The organism is Rhizobium mesosinicum, from assembly GCF_019511345.1.
Taxonomy (GTDB): Bacteria; Pseudomonadota; Alphaproteobacteria; order Rhizobiales; family Rhizobiaceae; genus Rhizobium; species Rhizobium mesosinicum.
This window is the reverse complement of the sequence record NZ_JAEUAK010000001.1, coordinates 286,002-301,562: the sequence shown is the minus strand read 5'-3', so window position 1 is coordinate 301,562 and position 15,561 is coordinate 286,002. Positions and strand designations below refer to the sequence as shown.

21 protein-coding genes are annotated in these 15,561 nt (G+C 57.3%); 10 read left to right on the top strand and 11 right to left on the bottom strand.

Going from position 1 to position 15,561, the window contains the following annotated elements:
- The first annotated feature begins 26 nt into the window (after positions 1 to 26).
- Complete coding sequence (locus tag JNB85_RS01475; protein WP_220332616.1) at positions 27 to 260, top strand: tautomerase family protein; 234 nt, start codon at positions 27 to 29, stop codon at positions 258 to 260.
- Between the two features lie 5 nt (positions 261 to 265).
- Positions 266 to 970, top strand: a complete 705-nt coding sequence (locus JNB85_RS01470) for a type 1 glutamine amidotransferase domain-containing protein (RefSeq protein WP_220332615.1) — start codon at positions 266 to 268, stop codon at positions 968 to 970.
- Here JNB85_RS01470 and JNB85_RS01465 read toward each other — a convergent pair.
- Both JNB85_RS01465 and JNB85_RS01460 read right to left on the bottom strand, forming a co-directional pair.
- Positions 956 to 1,402: a hypothetical protein gene (locus JNB85_RS01465; protein ID WP_220332614.1), complete on the bottom strand. Its 447-nt coding sequence runs from the start codon at positions 1,400 to 1,402 to the stop codon at positions 956 to 958. The two genes, JNB85_RS01470 and JNB85_RS01465, sit on opposite strands and share 15 nt — an antisense overlap.
- Positions 1,399 to 2,280: a hypothetical protein gene (locus JNB85_RS01460; RefSeq protein ID WP_220332613.1), complete on the bottom strand. Its 882-nt coding sequence runs from the start codon at positions 2,278 to 2,280 to the stop codon at positions 1,399 to 1,401. Before JNB85_RS01460 ends, JNB85_RS01465 begins: the two co-directional genes overlap by 4 nt.
- Positions 2,281 to 2,464: 184 nt before the next feature.
- Here JNB85_RS01460 and JNB85_RS01455 point away from each other — a divergent pair, with 184 nt between their 5' ends.
- Both JNB85_RS01455 and JNB85_RS01450 read left to right on the top strand, forming a co-directional pair.
- Entirely contained in the window at positions 2,465 to 3,916 is a 1,452-nt protein-coding gene (locus JNB85_RS01455) for a catalase (protein WP_220332612.1), read from the top strand.
- A 26-nt stretch (positions 3,917 to 3,942) separates the two neighbouring features.
- On the top strand, positions 3,943 to 4,593 hold the full coding sequence (locus JNB85_RS01450) for an HD domain-containing protein (RefSeq protein ID WP_220332611.1): 651 nt from the start codon (positions 3,943 to 3,945) through the stop codon (positions 4,591 to 4,593).
- Between the two features lie 35 nt (positions 4,594 to 4,628).
- Here JNB85_RS01450 and JNB85_RS01445 read toward each other — a convergent pair whose 3' ends face one another.
- The 8 genes from JNB85_RS01445 to JNB85_RS01410 form a co-directional block, all read right to left on the bottom strand.
- Complete coding sequence (locus JNB85_RS01445) at positions 4,629 to 5,114, bottom strand: NUDIX hydrolase (protein ID WP_220332610.1); 486 nt, start codon at positions 5,112 to 5,114, stop codon at positions 4,629 to 4,631.
- Between the two features lie 54 nt (positions 5,115 to 5,168).
- Positions 5,169 to 5,639, bottom strand: coding sequence for a YybH family protein (locus tag JNB85_RS01440; protein ID WP_220332609.1), 471 nt, complete (start codon positions 5,637 to 5,639; stop codon positions 5,169 to 5,171).
- A gap of 79 nt (positions 5,640 to 5,718) precedes the next feature.
- Positions 5,719 to 5,952, bottom strand: a complete 234-nt coding sequence (locus tag JNB85_RS01435) for a tautomerase family protein (protein WP_220332608.1) — start codon at positions 5,950 to 5,952, stop codon at positions 5,719 to 5,721.
- An 8-nt stretch (positions 5,953 to 5,960) separates the two neighbouring features.
- Positions 5,961 to 6,686: an SDR family NAD(P)-dependent oxidoreductase gene (locus tag JNB85_RS01430; RefSeq protein WP_220332607.1), complete on the bottom strand. Its 726-nt coding sequence runs from the start codon at positions 6,684 to 6,686 to the stop codon at positions 5,961 to 5,963.
- A gap of 76 nt (positions 6,687 to 6,762) precedes the next feature.
- Positions 6,763 to 7,647: an alpha/beta fold hydrolase gene (locus tag JNB85_RS01425; protein WP_220332606.1), complete on the bottom strand. Its 885-nt coding sequence runs from the start codon at positions 7,645 to 7,647 to the stop codon at positions 6,763 to 6,765.
- A 60-nt stretch (positions 7,648 to 7,707) separates the two neighbouring features.
- Complete coding sequence (locus JNB85_RS01420) at positions 7,708 to 8,382, bottom strand: type 1 glutamine amidotransferase domain-containing protein (RefSeq protein ID WP_220332605.1); 675 nt, start codon at positions 8,380 to 8,382, stop codon at positions 7,708 to 7,710.
- Positions 8,383 to 8,401: 19 nt separating this feature from the next.
- Positions 8,402 to 8,800 (bottom strand): OsmC family protein, encoded by a 399-nt coding sequence (locus JNB85_RS01415; protein WP_220332604.1) that lies wholly within the window; start codon positions 8,798 to 8,800, stop codon positions 8,402 to 8,404.
- Positions 8,801 to 8,812: 12 nt separating this feature from the next.
- Positions 8,813 to 9,241 carry an OsmC family protein gene (locus JNB85_RS01410; protein WP_220333085.1) on the bottom strand — a complete coding sequence of 143 codons (429 nt, stop codon included), beginning with the start codon at positions 9,239 to 9,241 and terminating at the stop codon, positions 8,813 to 8,815.
- Between the two features lie 201 nt (positions 9,242 to 9,442).
- On the opposite strand from JNB85_RS01410, the gene JNB85_RS01405 reads away from it, so the two are divergent.
- From JNB85_RS01405 to JNB85_RS01395, 3 genes are read left to right on the top strand one after another with little or no spacing between them, the layout of a single operon-like run.
- Entirely contained in the window at positions 9,443 to 10,549 is a 1,107-nt protein-coding gene (locus JNB85_RS01405; RefSeq protein WP_220332603.1) for an NAD(P)-dependent alcohol dehydrogenase, read from the top strand.
- Between the two features lies 1 nt (position 10,550).
- On the top strand, positions 10,551 to 12,089 hold the full coding sequence (locus tag JNB85_RS01400; protein ID WP_220332602.1) for a linalool dehydratase/isomerase domain-containing protein: 1,539 nt from the start codon (positions 10,551 to 10,553) through the stop codon (positions 12,087 to 12,089).
- Positions 12,090 to 12,097: 8 nt separating this feature from the next.
- Positions 12,098 to 12,583, top strand: coding sequence for an SCO family protein (locus tag JNB85_RS01395; RefSeq protein WP_220332601.1), 486 nt, complete (start codon positions 12,098 to 12,100; stop codon positions 12,581 to 12,583).
- Here the strand turns inward: JNB85_RS01395 and JNB85_RS01390 are convergent.
- Complete coding sequence (locus tag JNB85_RS01390) at positions 12,560 to 13,477, bottom strand: helix-turn-helix domain-containing protein (protein ID WP_220332600.1); 918 nt, start codon at positions 13,475 to 13,477, stop codon at positions 12,560 to 12,562. The two genes, JNB85_RS01395 and JNB85_RS01390, sit on opposite strands and share 24 nt — an antisense overlap.
- Before the next feature lie 121 nt (positions 13,478 to 13,598).
- Here JNB85_RS01390 and JNB85_RS01385 point away from each other — a divergent pair, with 121 nt between their 5' ends.
- From JNB85_RS01385 to ycaC, 3 genes are all read left to right on the top strand, one after another.
- The gene (locus JNB85_RS01385; protein ID WP_220332599.1) at positions 13,599 to 14,522 is read left to right on the top strand and encodes a helix-turn-helix domain-containing protein; all 924 of its coding nucleotides are present in this window, start codon (positions 13,599 to 13,601) and stop codon (positions 14,520 to 14,522) included.
- A gap of 92 nt (positions 14,523 to 14,614) precedes the next feature.
- Positions 14,615 to 14,800, top strand: a complete 186-nt coding sequence (locus JNB85_RS01380; protein WP_220332598.1) for a hypothetical protein — start codon at positions 14,615 to 14,617, stop codon at positions 14,798 to 14,800.
- A 142-nt stretch (positions 14,801 to 14,942) separates the two neighbouring features.
- A complete protein-coding gene (ycaC, locus tag JNB85_RS01375; protein WP_220332597.1) occupies positions 14,943 to 15,557 on the top strand; it encodes an isochorismate family cysteine hydrolase YcaC in 615 nt (204 codons plus the stop codon).
- Positions 15,558 to 15,561 lie beyond the last annotated feature (4 nt).

The window sequence follows — 15,561 nt, the reverse complement described above, 5'->3', positions numbered from 1 at the left end:
CGCCGCACCGTTAGAGGAGAGAAAAGATGCCGTACGTCAAAATCCAGGTGACCCGCGAAGGCACCGCTCCCGGTGCAACTCAAACGACTGCCGAGCAGAAGGCGAAGTTGATCAAGGGTGTGAGCGATCTGCTCCTCGATGTCCTCGCCAAGCCTCAATCGGCGACCTTCGTGGTGATCGAAGAAGTCGAGATGGACAGTTGGGGCGTGGGGGGACTGCCCGTTGAGGAATTCCGCAAGCAACAAATCGCGAAGGGGTAGGTTTCATGGCCCGAAAGCCACACATTCTAATGGTGGCGACATCGCATTCTGATCTCGGAGCCACAGGCCGAAAAACCGGTCTGTGGCTCGAGGGATTTGCCGCTCCTTACTACGTATTTGTATCGGCCGGAGCGATCGTGACCGTAGCGTCGCCAGCCGGCGGGCTTCCACCATTGGACCCCCAAAGTATCGACCCGGAAGTTGCCCCCGCGGCCACCATGAGATTTAGAAGAGATCCGGCTGCTCAGACGGTTCTAGCTCACACCGTTGAATTAGCCGATCTTCGCTCGGATGAGTTTGACGCGGTTTTTTTCCCGGGTGGGTACGGACCGATGTGGGACCTCGCGTTGAATGAAGAGTCGATTGCGCTTCTGGATGCTTTCGCGACGACGGGTAGATACATCGGTGCGGTCTGTCACGCTCCCGCTGCACTTCTCGGAGTGCGCATCGGAAACGTGCCATTCGTACATGGCAAACGCGTAACTGCTTTTTCGGATGCCGAGGAAGCCAGTGCAGATCTCGTGGATCAGATGCCGTTTTCGCTTGAAAGTGCACTCAAGGAATTGGGTGCATTTTATCAATCCGCCGGCGTCGCTCGACCTTTGGCTATCGCAGATGGAACTCTCGTAACCGGACAAAACCCTGCGTCATCTTACGACGCGGCGCGCATTTTCATGAACTTGCTCGATGAGAGTTTACTCGAGAGATAGCACCACACCGACACAGCTCTCGATCTCACCGAGCAAAGTGCGGATCTCATAGTCGTTGGCTGGGAAAGCACCGGATTCGTGCATGTAGCGATTTCTAACGTTGACAATCGAATTCTGGAATGCCGTCCTCATCGTGAAAGGAGCGCTTAATTTACCCGGAGGAGCGGAAGCCAAGGCAGTGAGGGAGCCACCAAGACTTTTGCTTGTTCCGAGACCTCGCCCGATCAGGAATGCCTTGAGCGCGTCGTCCAGAGCCCGGCTGCTATGAAGCACCGCCAGCAGATGCCTGCGATTCAGCTTTGCAATCGCGATCAAGCTCTTGACCTCTTCGAGCTCACTGCAGATCGGCCCGAACGAAGCGTGCTTCGAGATCGCGGGGGAACCCGCCAGAAGTGCCCGTATAGTATCGACACGGGATTTGTGGAAACTCATCTCGTAAATCTCCGCCGGTTCATTTTTTCCAGACGATCCAGCGTCTTGGCGTAAAGGCGCTCTGTGCTGGGTACCAGTTCATCAAGATTTGAGAGCTCTGAGCGGTCGGTGAACAACCACCCAGAGAAGGCGGCGACGCGGTTTGGCTTGTCGGGGTCTAGACGTTGCTTCGGCAGGGCGTCGATCGCTGCGAGATCGAACTTCTGTCGTCGTGGTTGGGGTACGCCCTCGATTAGATCATAGTTTTCGCTGAAGGCTTGCACGGTATACTCGTGCAAGGCGGATCGCAGGTTCCTGGAGCCTTCCGTTTTCTTTAACCCGATCAGCACGCCCTTATATTCTTTGATACCTCGAGATCCATGCCATCGCTTCGTGTCCGCTTGAAGGTCCGGCTTGGCTTCCAATGACACTGTTCGAGGGGCTGAACTCTCCCACATGCGTCGAATATGCTGGAGCGCTGCATACCGGGAAAAAGCGAGTGCGCGCGCTTGATTCAGCTCCGTGTATTTGGCTAGGGGTAAGTTAGCTTTAGCCTGGGCATCGGATAGATGTGCGGGCGAAAGCCGCTGGTCGATATCGCCGTCAAAATGTACGCCGTAGCCGGCCGGTATGCCGTCTCCGCCAACCAGACATCTCGCGTGATCCGGCAATGCTAGGCGTGTCGCTGTCAGGCGCGCCGTAAGCTCCTTCGGACGGTTAGTCTCGCTTTTCTTTGCAACGAAAATCGCGAAAAGGACGCCCTCGGACCCTACTAGAATGTCGGGCCCAGACAACAGCAGAGGGTGGTCGGGGTTCGGCGAAACGACGGACCCGTTCGGAAGCTGGGACCGTGCTGATTTCGTTATTTTGTCAATGAGATCCGTTCGTTCAGTGGTCACGGCGGTTACCTAAGTAATGCATCCTGTGGTAGCGCAAAAGACCTTAATAAAAACCAAAAGACACTGAAATTAATTCGGGCCATCGGTCTAATCTTCGCGTTCAACGGCAGCTGGCTTTATTCAAGACTGTTACGGCCCACGCCTGCTTTCGTGCTTGCATCGCAAGCAACGAGAGCGACGGACCATGTCAGACAAGAAAGACCCGAAACTACTAACGACTGCTGCCGGTGTGCCGGTTGCGGACAATCTCAATATCCTGACCGCAGGTCCCCGCGGCCCAGCACTTCTTCAGGACGTCTGGCTTATAGAAAAACTCGCGCACTTCGACCGTGAAGTCATTCCGGAGCGTCGTATGCATGCAAAGGGTGCCGGAGCGTACGGCACTTTCACCGTGACGCATGACATCACGAAGTACACCAAGGCGAAAGTCTTCTCGGAAATCGGCAAAAAAACGCCGATGTTCGTACGGTTCTCGACCGTCGCTGGTGAGCGGGGCGCTGCCGACGCGGAACGCGACATTCGCGGTTTCGCGATGAAGTTCTACACCGAGCAGGGGAACTGGGACCTCGTCGGAAACAACACCCCGGTCTTCTTCTTCCGCGATCCACTGCGGTTCTCTGACCTCAACCACGCCATCAAGCGTGACCCCCGCACGGGGATGCGCAGCGCCCAGAACAACTGGGATTTCTGGACACTTCTCCCCGAGGCTCTTCATCAAGTTACGATCGTGATGAGTGAGCGAGGGATTCCCAAGACATTCCGCCATATGCATGGTTTCGGCAGCCATACGTACAGCTTCATCAGCCCCGATAACAAGCGCTACTGGGTGAAGTTCACGTTCAAGAGTCAGCAGGGCATCGAAAACTTGAGCGACGCGGAATCGGAAGCCGTGATCGCAAAAGATCGCGAAAGCCACCAGCGCGATCTCTACTACAGCATTGAGGACGGCAAATTTCCCCGCTGGACGCTGTACGTTCAGATCATGCCGGAAGATGAAGCCAAGACTTATCACCTCAATCCCTTCGACCTCACGAAGGTGTGGCCGCACGGCGACTACCCGCTCATCGAGGTCGGTGTGATGGAGCTGAACCGGAACCCTGACAACTTCTTCGCGGAAGTCGAACAGGCCGCTTTTTCACCCGCGAACGTCGTTCCCGGCATCGGTTTCTCGCCCGATAAGATGCTGCAGGCGCGTCTGTTTTCTTATGCTGACACGCAGCGCTACCGTCTTGGTGTCAACTTCAACCATATCCCCGTCAACGCCCCGAGATGCCCTGTCCATAGTTACCACCGCGATGGCCAAATGAGGACCGATGGGAATATGGGCGGAGCGACCAGCTATTTCCCGAACAGCAGCGGCGAATGGCAGGACCAGCCTGATTTCTCGGAACCCCCGCTGGAAATCGATGGTCCAGCGGCACATTGGGATCACCGCACCGACGAGGACTACTACTCACAGCCTGGCAACCTGTTCCGGATGATGTCGCCGGCTCAACAGCAGGTGCTTTTCGAAAATACGGCTCGAGCGATCGACGGAGCCAGCGAAGAAGTGAAACGCCGGCACATCTCGAACTGTGCCAAGGCCGATCCCGCCTACGGTGCAGGCGTGGCGAAGGCAATGGGCATCCACGACTGAATAACCCAAGAGAAGGAGAAAATAGCATGACGGAAACACCATCGACGATCGCAGGCATCAGGGTCCCGGACAGCACGATGGCAAAGGCTGCAACCGAGCTTGTCCGTGATACCGAAACCGACCTCCTGTATCACCATTCTCGCCGCGTCTTCCTTTTCGGCGCGCTGACAGGCGACCGCAAGAAGCTCAGATACGATCCCGAACTCCTCTACATCGGTGCGATGTTTCACGACATGGGGCTCATCGATTCCTACGCCAGCGAGACAGAGCGGTTTGAGGTAGACGGTGCCAACGCCGCCCGCGACTTTCTCAAGTCCTATGACGTCTCTGAGCGGGATGTCGACGACGTCTGGGATTCGATCGCGCTCCACACGACGCCGGGGATTCCGCAGCACAAGCGGCCGACGGTCGCCCTGGTGACAGCAGGCGTAGAAATGGATGTTCTTGGAATCGCATATGACGACTTCACCAAGGACCAACGCGAGGAGGTATGCAAATGCCATCCCCGCGGCCTCAAGTTCAAGCACGGCATTCTGTCGGCATTCTGCTACGGCACGATCAAGAAGCCAGAGACCACGATGGGTAACGTGAAGGCAGATGTGCTGGAAAAGATGGATCCGACCTACCAGCGTTGGAACTTCGTCGACACGATCCTTAATTCCAAGTGGGAAAGCTAAGATCCAAATGGCCGGCTCTGTCGGCCATTTTCACCTCAGCGCTGTTCAGTTGTTGGAAGCGGCGATTGTTCAGTGTCGGTGCCCAGGAACCGGAGCAAAGTTTTCAGCTCTGGTTCCTCGACCATCAAAGCCGCATTTTTGGGATGCAGCCAAACTTTCGATCTCTCGTTTCGTTCGGCAAACCAATAGACTTCCGTCTCAACGCGAAGGACGTGTACCGCGACCGAAAGCAGCTTCTCCCGATCCTTTACGTATGTGTAGTGGCCTAGCGGCGCTCTCGTGATCTTGCCCTGCACGCCGGCTTCTTCATAGGCTTCGCGCTCCGCGCAGATGAACGTCTGTTCCCGTTTTCGGATGTGGCCTTTTGGAATGATCCACCTGCCCGTTTCCCGACTCGTAATCAGAAGAGCCTCAGGCGTTCCGGACCCGGAGGTACGCAAACATATCGCGGCCGCTTGATGGAATTTTGGCCGCCTGTTTCTTGAGGCTTTGGCGAGTAAGTCGCCTAGAGTGAACTTCATCCCGAACTCACCTCTGTTCTGCGAGATCGCGGAGCAGGCCCCGCTGCTTCGAGTCTAGGCGTTCGCGCCAAAAATCGCGCGCTGATATTCCGCGAGCATTGCGGGTTCATCAATAGAACCGTGATGATGGAGTTGCCGCCAGCTGCCCTGCGATCGGACGAAAAGCCGGCTTGTCCGTATGCGGAGGTCAATTATGCCGTCCGGGGTCTCACAGGATCCCGCTTCACGGCCGACGAACAGACAGTAGTCGGTTCCATTGTGGAGCGTGAAATCGCGAAACGTCACTGTTACTGTCGCAGGCCCCTGAAAAAGCCGCATGTATCCGGCTCGGATCGATCCCCATCCTCGGCGAATCCCGCCGATCGGATTGTCCATGCTAGGCTCGTCCGACTGCGCCCAATTCGCCTCCAGGGCCTCGATATCCCTCTCGTTGAAGGCGCGATAGAACCGAACCAAGGCTGCCAGCGCGGACGTGTGATCACGAACGATCTCGTTTCCGCGGATCTCCGACAGAGCGTCACTCATTGAATCGTTCTCCGTTGAACCGAAACCGCACGCGCTAACGCGTGCGGCGCTCTGCTGAGGCTGAACCTGCCAGTTGACCTCAGTTAGAGTTCTTGCTGGCTGAGGCGCTGACGCCGCTCTTTTCCCAGTATTCGAGCACCGGCAGTCCGCCGACGCCCCAATCTTCGTACTCGACCTCGTCGATTACGACCCAGGTTGCCGCTGGTGCTTTGTCGATCACATCGCGCAGGACATTGGTCATGCCTTCGATGATCTTGGCCTTCTGCTCGGGTGTGGCGCTGCCCTTGGTGAACTTGACGTTGATGTATGGCATGTCACACCTCACCAATGCCCGGCGTGCTGGCCGCCGTCGACGTGCAACGTTTCGCCGGTAACGAATCCCGCGTCTTCGAGGTAGAGGATGGCATCCACGATCTCGCTGACTTCCCCCATACGGCCAAGCGGATGCAGACCTGCCAGGAATTCATGTGTTTCGGGAGCGTGGAGCGGCGTCTTGATGATGCCGGGCGATACGGCGTTCACGCGGATACCCTTCTTCGCGTACTCGATGGCGAGCGACCGCGTGGCAGCGTCGATACCTCCCTTGGTGATCGACGCCAGGGCGGCCGGAACGCCGTTGATCGGCTGGTCGACGATCGTCGTGGTGATGCTGACCACGTGGCCGGGCGTATCCTGCTTCAGGAGCCGTGCGATAAAAGCCTGGGTGACGTAGAAGAAGCCCGCTACATTGACGGCGATCTTCCGCTCGAAATCGCTGGCGCTGTACTCGGTGAACGGCTTTGCGATAAAGATGCCGGCATTGTTGACGAGGGTGTCGACGCGGCCGAAATTGTCGACGCCAGCCTCGACCATCCGCTTTGCGGTTTCAGGGTCTGAGACATCACCGGCGACCGCGATAACACCCTTGTCATCGCCATAAGTCTTACTGTCGATGTTTCGGGAGTTGGCGACAACGTTGAAGCCCTTCTTGCGGTAACCTGCGACGATGCCAGCGCCAATACCTTGAGATGCACCCGTCACGAGGACGACTTTGTTTTGTGTGCTCACTTGCTTTACTCCAGCAGATTGCGCCCGCAGGTTACCCCGCGGTGCTGTTGAGAAATCGAATGAATTTGAGGCCGCGTTAGTACACGCGTCCCAGAAAATCCCTCATTAGCGGGACGATGACGTCGGCCTTGTCTTCAAAAGCGAAGTGGCCGCTGTCGAGAAGATGCAATTCGGCATCCGGATTGTCGCGCAGAAACGCGTTCGCCCCTGCGGCCGGAAAGATGCTGTCCTTAGCGCCCCAGGCGACGAGCATTGGGGGCTTGTATTCCCTGAAGTATTCTTGGAACTTGGGATACAAGGCGACGTTGTTCCGATAGTCGTAGAAGAGGTCCAACTGGATTTCTTCATTGCCAGGTCGGTCGAGGAAATGCTGGTCGACAATCCAGTTCGACGGATCGATGCGTGATTGGTCTGCGACGCCATCGAGGTACTGGAATTTTGTTATTTCCAGAGACATGAACGGGCGGAGCGCGTCCCTGTTTTGCGGAGAGTTTTCTTTCCATAGGGCGCGGATCGGATCCCAGAAGCCCTGGAGCCCGTCCTCGTAGGCATTGCCGTTCTGAGTGACGATGCCTGCTACTCTATCCGGATGCTTCAGAGCGAGGCGGAACCCGGTCGGTGCCCCATAATCCATCACGTAAAGGACGTAACGGTCCACTTCGAGCGTCTCCAGCAACTCGTCGACGATGTCGGCGAAATTGGCGAAGCTGTATTCGAAGTCTTCCCTCGGCGGCATGCCCGACAGGCCGAAGCCGGGCAGGTCGGGTGCGATAACGTGGTACTCGTCCGCCAGGAAAGGGATGAGGTTCCGGAACATATGCGACGAAGTTGGAAAACCGTGCAGCAGCACCACCGCCGGAGCGGAAGGCGACCCGGCTTCTCGATAGAAGATATCGATGTCCTTGATGGTCTTGGTGCGGTGGTGTGTGACCGGATAAGTCGACGGTGATTTGGTCAGCATTCTGATCTCCTGTTCAAATTGACAAGGGGGAAGCCGACGAGTTCACCGTCGGCGTTGGGATTACTTCATGAGAGCGAGCAGTTGCCGAGCGGCCTCGGCGGAAGATGCCGGATTCTGTCCCGTGACGAGATGGCCGTCGGTGATCGCCAGAACGCCCCAGTCCTCGACTTTCTCGTACTTGCCACCGAGGCGCTTGAGTTCGTCCTCGACCAGGAACGGCACGACATTAGTCAGGTGCACGGCTTCTTCTTCGGTGTTGGTGAAGCCGGAGACCCGCTTGCCCTTGACCAGTGGCTGTCCGTTTATTTCAACGCGATGAAGCACGGCAGGGGCGTGGCAAACAGCGCCAACGGGCTTTCCTGCGTTGTAGAAGTCCTCGATCAGCTTGATCGACGTCTGGTCCTCGGACAGGTCCCACATCGGGCCGTGGCCGCCCGGATAAAAGATCGCGTCGAAGTCCCGTGCCGAAACGTCAGCAAGCTTTACAGTCGTTGCCAGAACCTTCTGCGCTGCCGCGTCTCCCTTGAAGCGCTCCGTAAGCTCAGTCTTGCCTTCTGGCGTGTCGCTCTTGGGGTCGATCGGCGGCTGTCCGCCCTTGGGCGACGCGACAGTGATCTGAGCGCCGGCGTCGAGGAAAGTGTAGTAGGGGGCAGCAAACTCTTCCAGCCAGAAACCAGTCTTCTTACCGGTATCGCCGAGTTTGTCGTGGGACGTGAGAACCATTAGGATTTTCATTGGTGTTTCCTCGTTTGGGTTACTTGAGTTCGGTATTGATGATGGAGCCCTGTTCCAGGGTTCGGGAAACAGGGCATCCCTTTGCTGCCCTTAGCAGCGCGTCGCGCTGAGCCGGGCCTGCGACGTCGGCCAGTTCGATCTTCCGATCGAAGACGTCCTTCCCGTCAGTGTTTTTGGCATGTTTTACGACTACATCGATCGGCCCGACGTGGATCGCATGACGCTGTGCGTAAAAACGGATAGTCATCGACGTACATGTCGCCAGCGAGGCACATAGCAGCTCGTAGGGACCGGGACCTGTGCCCAGACCACCGACTTCTGTCGGCTCATCGGCCAGGAAGGTGATTCCACCTGTATCGACGACGGCCTGGAACAGACCCTTGCCAGTTTCGGAGGTTCTTGCGGTATTTCCGGCCATCTCCTGCTCCGCTCAGACCAGCTCGACGCTGAGTGTAACGGGCACGCTGAGCGCCTTGGATACCGGGCAACCCTGCTTTGCGTTCGTCGCGAGCTCGGTGAACGTGCCAACATCCAGACCTGGAACCGATGCCTTGAGGGACAGCGCGCTCCCCGTGATAGCGAAACCGTCATCGACGGACTCGAGCGTCACCTTCGCGGTCGTCTCCAGGTGCTTTGCAGGATGCCCCGCCTGTTCCAGGATCATCGCGAGCGCCATCGTAAAGCAGCTGGCGTGTGCCGCACCGATCAGTTCTTCGGGATTGGTCCCGGCGACACCTTCGAAGCGGCTGGCGAAGCCATAAGGATGATCGGCAAGGGCCTTGCTCTGGGTGGAAACTGATCCGACGCCGTCCTTCATTCCGCCTTTCCAGGCAACAGAAGCCGTTCTTACGATCCGCATGTCTTTCCTTTCTATGGGTGGGGGCAAGGAAGCTTGCGGGAGACTGGCGGAGGCCACGCGACAGGTATTGAACAATTCACCGAACCATTGAAGGTGCGGCACCCGTTCAATGAACGCCCAAACCATCCAATATTTCGCGCGCTCTCCGGCTTTAGCGTCTTGAGCAGACAAATTTTCTCATCAGAAAACCCGGAGAGCGCAGTGAAGACCGTTGCAGCAGTGTCGAGGCAAGCGAAAGAGCCGTTTTCGATCGAGGAGATCGAACTGCCCGAGCCAGTAGGAAATGAAGTTCTCGTTCAGATCCGGGGTGTCGGCATCTGCCACACCGATCTGGCTAGCCGCGATGGGACGCTGGGTGCGCCGTTTCCTGCGGTCTTCGGTCATGAAGGAGCAGGTGTTGTCCTTCGTGTAGGTCCGGCGGTCACAAAACTGAAAAAGGGCGACCACGTCGTACTCGCTCCTGCCTCGGATGGAACGTGCAAACATTGCCAATCCGGTCAGCCGATGTACTGCGAGCATTTCACTGATCTGAATTTTCAGACCGACCCGGCCGAGAGGGCAGCCAAGCTTTCGGACGGGACGTCGGCCGCCCTCCGGTATTTCGGCCAGTCTTCGTTCGCACACTATGCCCTGGCGTCGGAGCGCAACACCGTGAAGGTCCGTAACGACGTGCCGCTCGAAATTCTCGGACCTCTCGGTTGCGGGATACAGACTGGTGCAGGGACGGTAATGAATGGCCTCCGTCCCGAACCCGGCTCAAGCATAGCCATCCTCGGAGGCGGGGCGGTCGGTCTCGCTGCTGTATTGGGGGCCGTGGTCAGCGGGTGTGGAACGATCGCAGTAGTGGATCGGGTGGCAAGCAGGCTCGAACTCGCACGCGAGCTCGGTGCCACAAACCCGATCAACACGTCGGTGACGCCTGATCTGGGAACTGAACTCATTGCCGCCGCGCCCGGAGGATTCGATTACATTGTTGATTGCGCCGGGAACGCGGGCCTCATGACGGCTTCACTGCTTGCTCTTGGAAAGCTCGGCGTTCTTGCCCTGGTCGCGGTTCCCCCGGCGGTCGACCGCAAGCTCGAATTACCCTGGTTCCCCACATTGTTGCAGGGGCAATCTGTCCGCGGTTTTGTCGAGGGGAACTCGATCCCCGACATCTTTATTCCCCGGATGATCGATCTCTTTGCGCAGGGTCGCTTCCCCTTCGACAAACTCGTGACGAAATACCGTTTCGATCAGATAAACGAAGCGGTCGCGCACCAGCTTTCGGGCAAGACGATCAAGGCGGTACTTCAGGTGGAGAGATAGCATGAGCGAATACGCCAAACGGGGCTTGGACGAGTTGCAGCTGGGCCATCTGCGCCATTTCGATAACCTATCCAGGCAACTTCCCAACGACTGGTCCCTGATGAAAGGGCGGGGCGTCGGGCAGGACGATTTCGGTGGATATCGTTTCCAGCTCTCGTACATGGCGTATGCACTTGCTCTAACCCACTACCATCGACTGCCGGCAGCGCCGGCGGTCTTCCAGCCTATTTTCAAGCGCCTCATCGAGAAGCTCCTTCTGCCCGAGGTCTGGATGTATTGGCACAACGTCAGCCGTGGCGGGAGCGTTTTCAACGCCCATCTGGCGGGAAAGTACAAGGAGGAGTGGGACCCGGTCGGGCGCGACAACATCATGTATAGCGCGTACGTCCAGTCGCTTACGCTACTTTACGACTATCTTTTCGACGATCACTTCTACGCCGAGCCGGGCTCGTTGACCTTCCGCCACTGGTCCTACTTCTGGGGCGGAGATGCCAAGGAATTCAAGTACGACCAGAATTCGCTGAACGAGCACCTCTATTCGTTGATGGTCAAAAGCGGGTACATCGGCGTCGCTTGCGAGCCCAATTGCGTATTCCAGATCTGCAACCAGCCTGCGATCTTGGGATTCCGTCTTCATGACCTGCTGCATGGCGGCGATCGGGCCTCGCAGGTGACAAGGGAATACGAGGCCGCATGGAAGGAGTTCGGCCGCACGGGAGAAAACGGCCACTATCATATCATGCTGTCGGAAGATTCTCGGATCGCAAGGCAGAACGGCGCACCCTATGCGTGGGTCGACGCTTGGCTGGGAACTCTCATGAACATGTGGAACCGCGATTTCGTGAAGGAGAACTACCCCACGCAAGTGAAGGACTACCTCGTCGAAGCCGATGCCGGGCTCCTCTCGGTAAAGTCGGTAGCAAGGCCAAGTATCAAGGGCGAAACGGTCGTAAACGACGACTGTGATTTCGGATGGGTTGCTGCCTGGGCGTCTGAAATGGGAGACGCGAAGACATTGGCCGGCCTGATGGCATACGCCGACCGATTTTTCGCGCCGACCTGGCAAAACGGCGGCCTGTATTATCCGCGTAACGACACTGAATTCGATGAGTACGGAAACAGGCTCCTGGTTGAACCCCAAACAGGCAACGTCCTGCTTGGATATGCCAGGCTGAATGTTCCCGACGGACTATGGGCCCTCTACAACAAACCGTGGTCCCGCGACCGGTTCGCAACACCTGCGGTACGCGAAGTGGCAGACGACGTCGAGATTTCACAGGCATACTTTGACGCCGAGGAGGCCACGCTGCATTTGCGGGTAAGACGCCTAGAGAACCGTCGTGGAACCGGATCGGTCGCAATAGGCCCGATGGAGAAGGGGCGTTCCTGGACTTTCTCATGCGACGCGAGGCAGCTGGCGTCCGGAGCAGGGGCCGAGATAACGCAAGCGAGCAGCGACGAAATAGCGGTATCCGAAAATATGCTTGTGTTCCCAAGCTCCTACGGGGCCTCGCATTCCTTCCGTTTCAAGATTCAGTAGGCCGCAAAATGCTCGTCGAGAACGTGGAATTCGCACTGACCGATCACAACGGCAAGGAAGTCAGCGAACTCAGCTACTGTGGCTCGTGGATGTTGTTCTTCTTCGGGTTCACGAACTGCCGCTCCGTCTGTCCGAGGACGTTGGGACGATTATCGTCGGCCCTAGACAGACTAGGCGAGGGGGCCAATGACGTTCGAGGTTTATACGTGACGGTTGACCCTGCCAGGGATACGCCGGATGTGCTCCGAGAGTTCCTGTCCGAACGATACCCGCACTTCACGGGACTGACAGGCAGTCAGCAGGCCATCGAAGCGGTCAAGGCGAACTTTGGTGTATTTGCACGCCGGGTCGATGAAAGCGCCGGAAACTACAGCATGCCCCACACATCCTTGACTTATCTCATTGATCCTCGGGGCCTATACAGAACCCATTGGTCGTCGGTCCTTGAGGACGAAGAGATCGTCGATAAGCTACGAATCGAACTCAGCAGATAGTCCGGCCGCACGGCGAACAGCGCCCGGCGTGCATCCTTTCATCGACACGAAGACCCTGGTCATATGGCTCTGATCTGAGAAGCCGCAGGCATAGGCGATCTCCGAAATCGGAAGGTTTCCCATCTGGAGAAGCTCAGTCGCACGCTTCACCTTGTAGTCCCTTAGCCAACGATGAGGTGGCATTCCGGTGCTCTTGCGAAACGCCCGCAAGAATCGCTCCAGGGGAAGATCACAAGCTGATGCGAGCGCGAGTAGGTCACAACCCTCTTCCACGGAAGCGGCAAGCATCTCGGTTGCGCGACGAAGTTGCCACTCCGACAACGTGCCGATAGGAACGGGGGGCTGCTCCGCGCCTCCGTAGGTTTTCGCCAGATGAAGATAAGCCGCAAACGAAAGGTGGTCGAAGAACAGCGACCGGTCTTCGACGGGCTTATTAAAGAGCGGAGCGAGGACGTTGGCAAACCCGAACATTACCGGATCAGGTGCTGACACCGAATATCGGAGGTCGGTGATGAGGGGCATGTCTTCCCGTTCGCCCAGTTCGCGGAAAATCACCTCCGGAATGTAAAATTTCACACAGTCGTAGAAAGTCGGCAGGTTGAGCTTTGGTTCATCCTGCAAATTCATGATGCTAATGGATCCAGCGGGGCACGAGCCATTGAACATCAGTTTTCCGGCCCGCCAGGACTCGAATTTAGCGATCGGTTGAAGTCTCACCGTAACGATATACGCCTTCTCGATCGGAATGTAGTCGGTGAGGCCAGAACCTTTGGAACCGGTCGTGACGCGCGTCGCGGCAAGTTGGGCTGATCTGAGGGTCGTGGTTTTAAGAAAGGGCGCGTCATCCTTGTTGAAGCGTCGCGCCAGTTCAACACCATAGGCACCGTGATGCATTTGGGCTCTCCTTTCTTGCCCCTTATCAATTCGGTGCTGGCGCGCTGTCCACTTATACCCGCGTACAGGTGGAGGCCGGTCCGTCGATGTGAGACATTTGGACAAGTCTATGGGGGTCGTCATGTCCGAGCCGAAAGCCGTCGGAGCTGATATCGGAGCTTCCTACGGGAATGCGCTTGCAAAAGCGTTCCATCTTGATGCAGCCGCTTTGGTCGGGGCCCGCTCGGCAGGCAATTCCAATATCGCTGCCGTTCGCCTCAGGCACGGTTTTCCCTGTCAGGAGCGGAGCCTGCATCTCGAGCCCCTTCCGGCATACAATGTGGCAGTGCAGTTTCGGCGTGTGGCGCATCACGAAACCTGGCTTGGGAGCACCAGTCAGTTCAAAGGAAGCTTGTCCAGATCGTCGACGATGATCGTCGATCTTTCGGAAGACCCGACAACTCTCCTGGAGAGCTCTTTCGATACGGCGCACATCTATCTACCCAGAGCGGCTCTGAGAACGCTTGTTGAGCGGGAGGGTGGACGCGCTACGGCGTGCATAAATACCGCGGCTGTTCAGGAGGATGCGCAGCTACTTCATCTCTGCGAGATCATCGCACCGTTTCTCGAAACCGGCGAGAGCGCTGACGACCTATTCTTCGAGCATGTGATGCTAGCCCTGTCATGGCACATTCTGAACCGATACGGATTGGCAGATTGCCCGTTCGAGGCTGAGGGAGAGCGCCTCACACCGGATCGGCTACGCGCCGCCAAGGAAGCATTGCTTTCCCTGTGCCCCGTCCTTCCACTGGAAACAATCGCTGAGTTCGTGGGCTTGCCCCCAATGCGTTTCGTCAAGGCATTTGAACGGACGACCGGTGAGACACCAGCCGGATGGGTCAAGCTTCAGAGGATTGAAAAAGCTAAGGGATTGCTTTTCGCGGGCAAGACATCCCTACGCGATGTCGCCGCCGCATGCGGTTATGCCGATCAAAGCCATTTTACCCGTGCGTTCGCGACCGCGACCGGAATGACGCCCGGGATGTGGCGGATCGCGCGGCGCTAGGGCTCGTTCCATGGCCGTTGAATCCGTTCAATTCTCCGCAGGTGTGTGGTCTTAGCCTGCGGCCGTTAAAGGCCTGTTCAGGAGATGGATCAATGTCGAAAAACGAAAAGAATTCCCCGCTAAACTCAAATGCAGCCTCCAAAAAAAAGCCGCAGCGGAGAAGCGGGGAACTGCCTCAGTCTGCCGAAGAGATCAACGCGCTTCTGGATGAGGCTCTAGATGAGAGCTTCCCGGCTAGCGACGCAGCCAGCTCAATGCGGTTCACCGATCAAAAATAGGGGGGTGGATCGTCGTTGGCCCGCTGAAAACCTTCTACGATCCGTTCCCCAATTCAATAACGCCCTCGTGTGCCCGCATACGTTTGGCTCGCCCCACGGCAAGAAGCCGTGTCTCCTAAAATCATCTCAAGAGGATTTCATTATGTCGAAAGCCCCTGGCTTCATCCGCAAGGACGACGCCGTCGTCCTCATGCTCGATCATCAGGCCGGCCTGTTTTCGCTTGTTCGTGATTTTCAGCCCGACGAGTTCCGCAACAACGTTCTGGCGCTCGCCGCCACAGCTAAATATTTCGGATTGCCGACCATCTTGGCAACAAGCATGGACGAAGGTCCGAACGGTCCCCTTCTGCCGGCTCTCAAGGAAGTCGTTCCCGATGCCCCGGTTATCCGCCGCCCCGGCGAGATTAACGCCTGGGACAATCCGGAATTCCTAAAGGCGCTCAAGGCAACGGGCCGCAAGCAGATCATTGTCGCCGGCATCGTGACCGACGTCTGCGTTGCCATGCCAACGTTGTCGGCCCTCTCTGAAGGCTATGAGGTATTCGTCGTTGTTGACGCGTCGGGAACTTTCAGCCCGGTTGCGCGCGACTCCGCCCACGTCCGCATGGCAAACGCCGGCGCTCAGCTGATCAACTGGTTCGCTGTAGCTTGCGAACTCCAGCGCGACTGGCGCAATGGCATGGAGGGCCTGGCCGCCCTCTTCGCGAAACATATCCCGGATTACGGCAACCTCATCAGCAGCCTCAATCGCAAGTAAACAA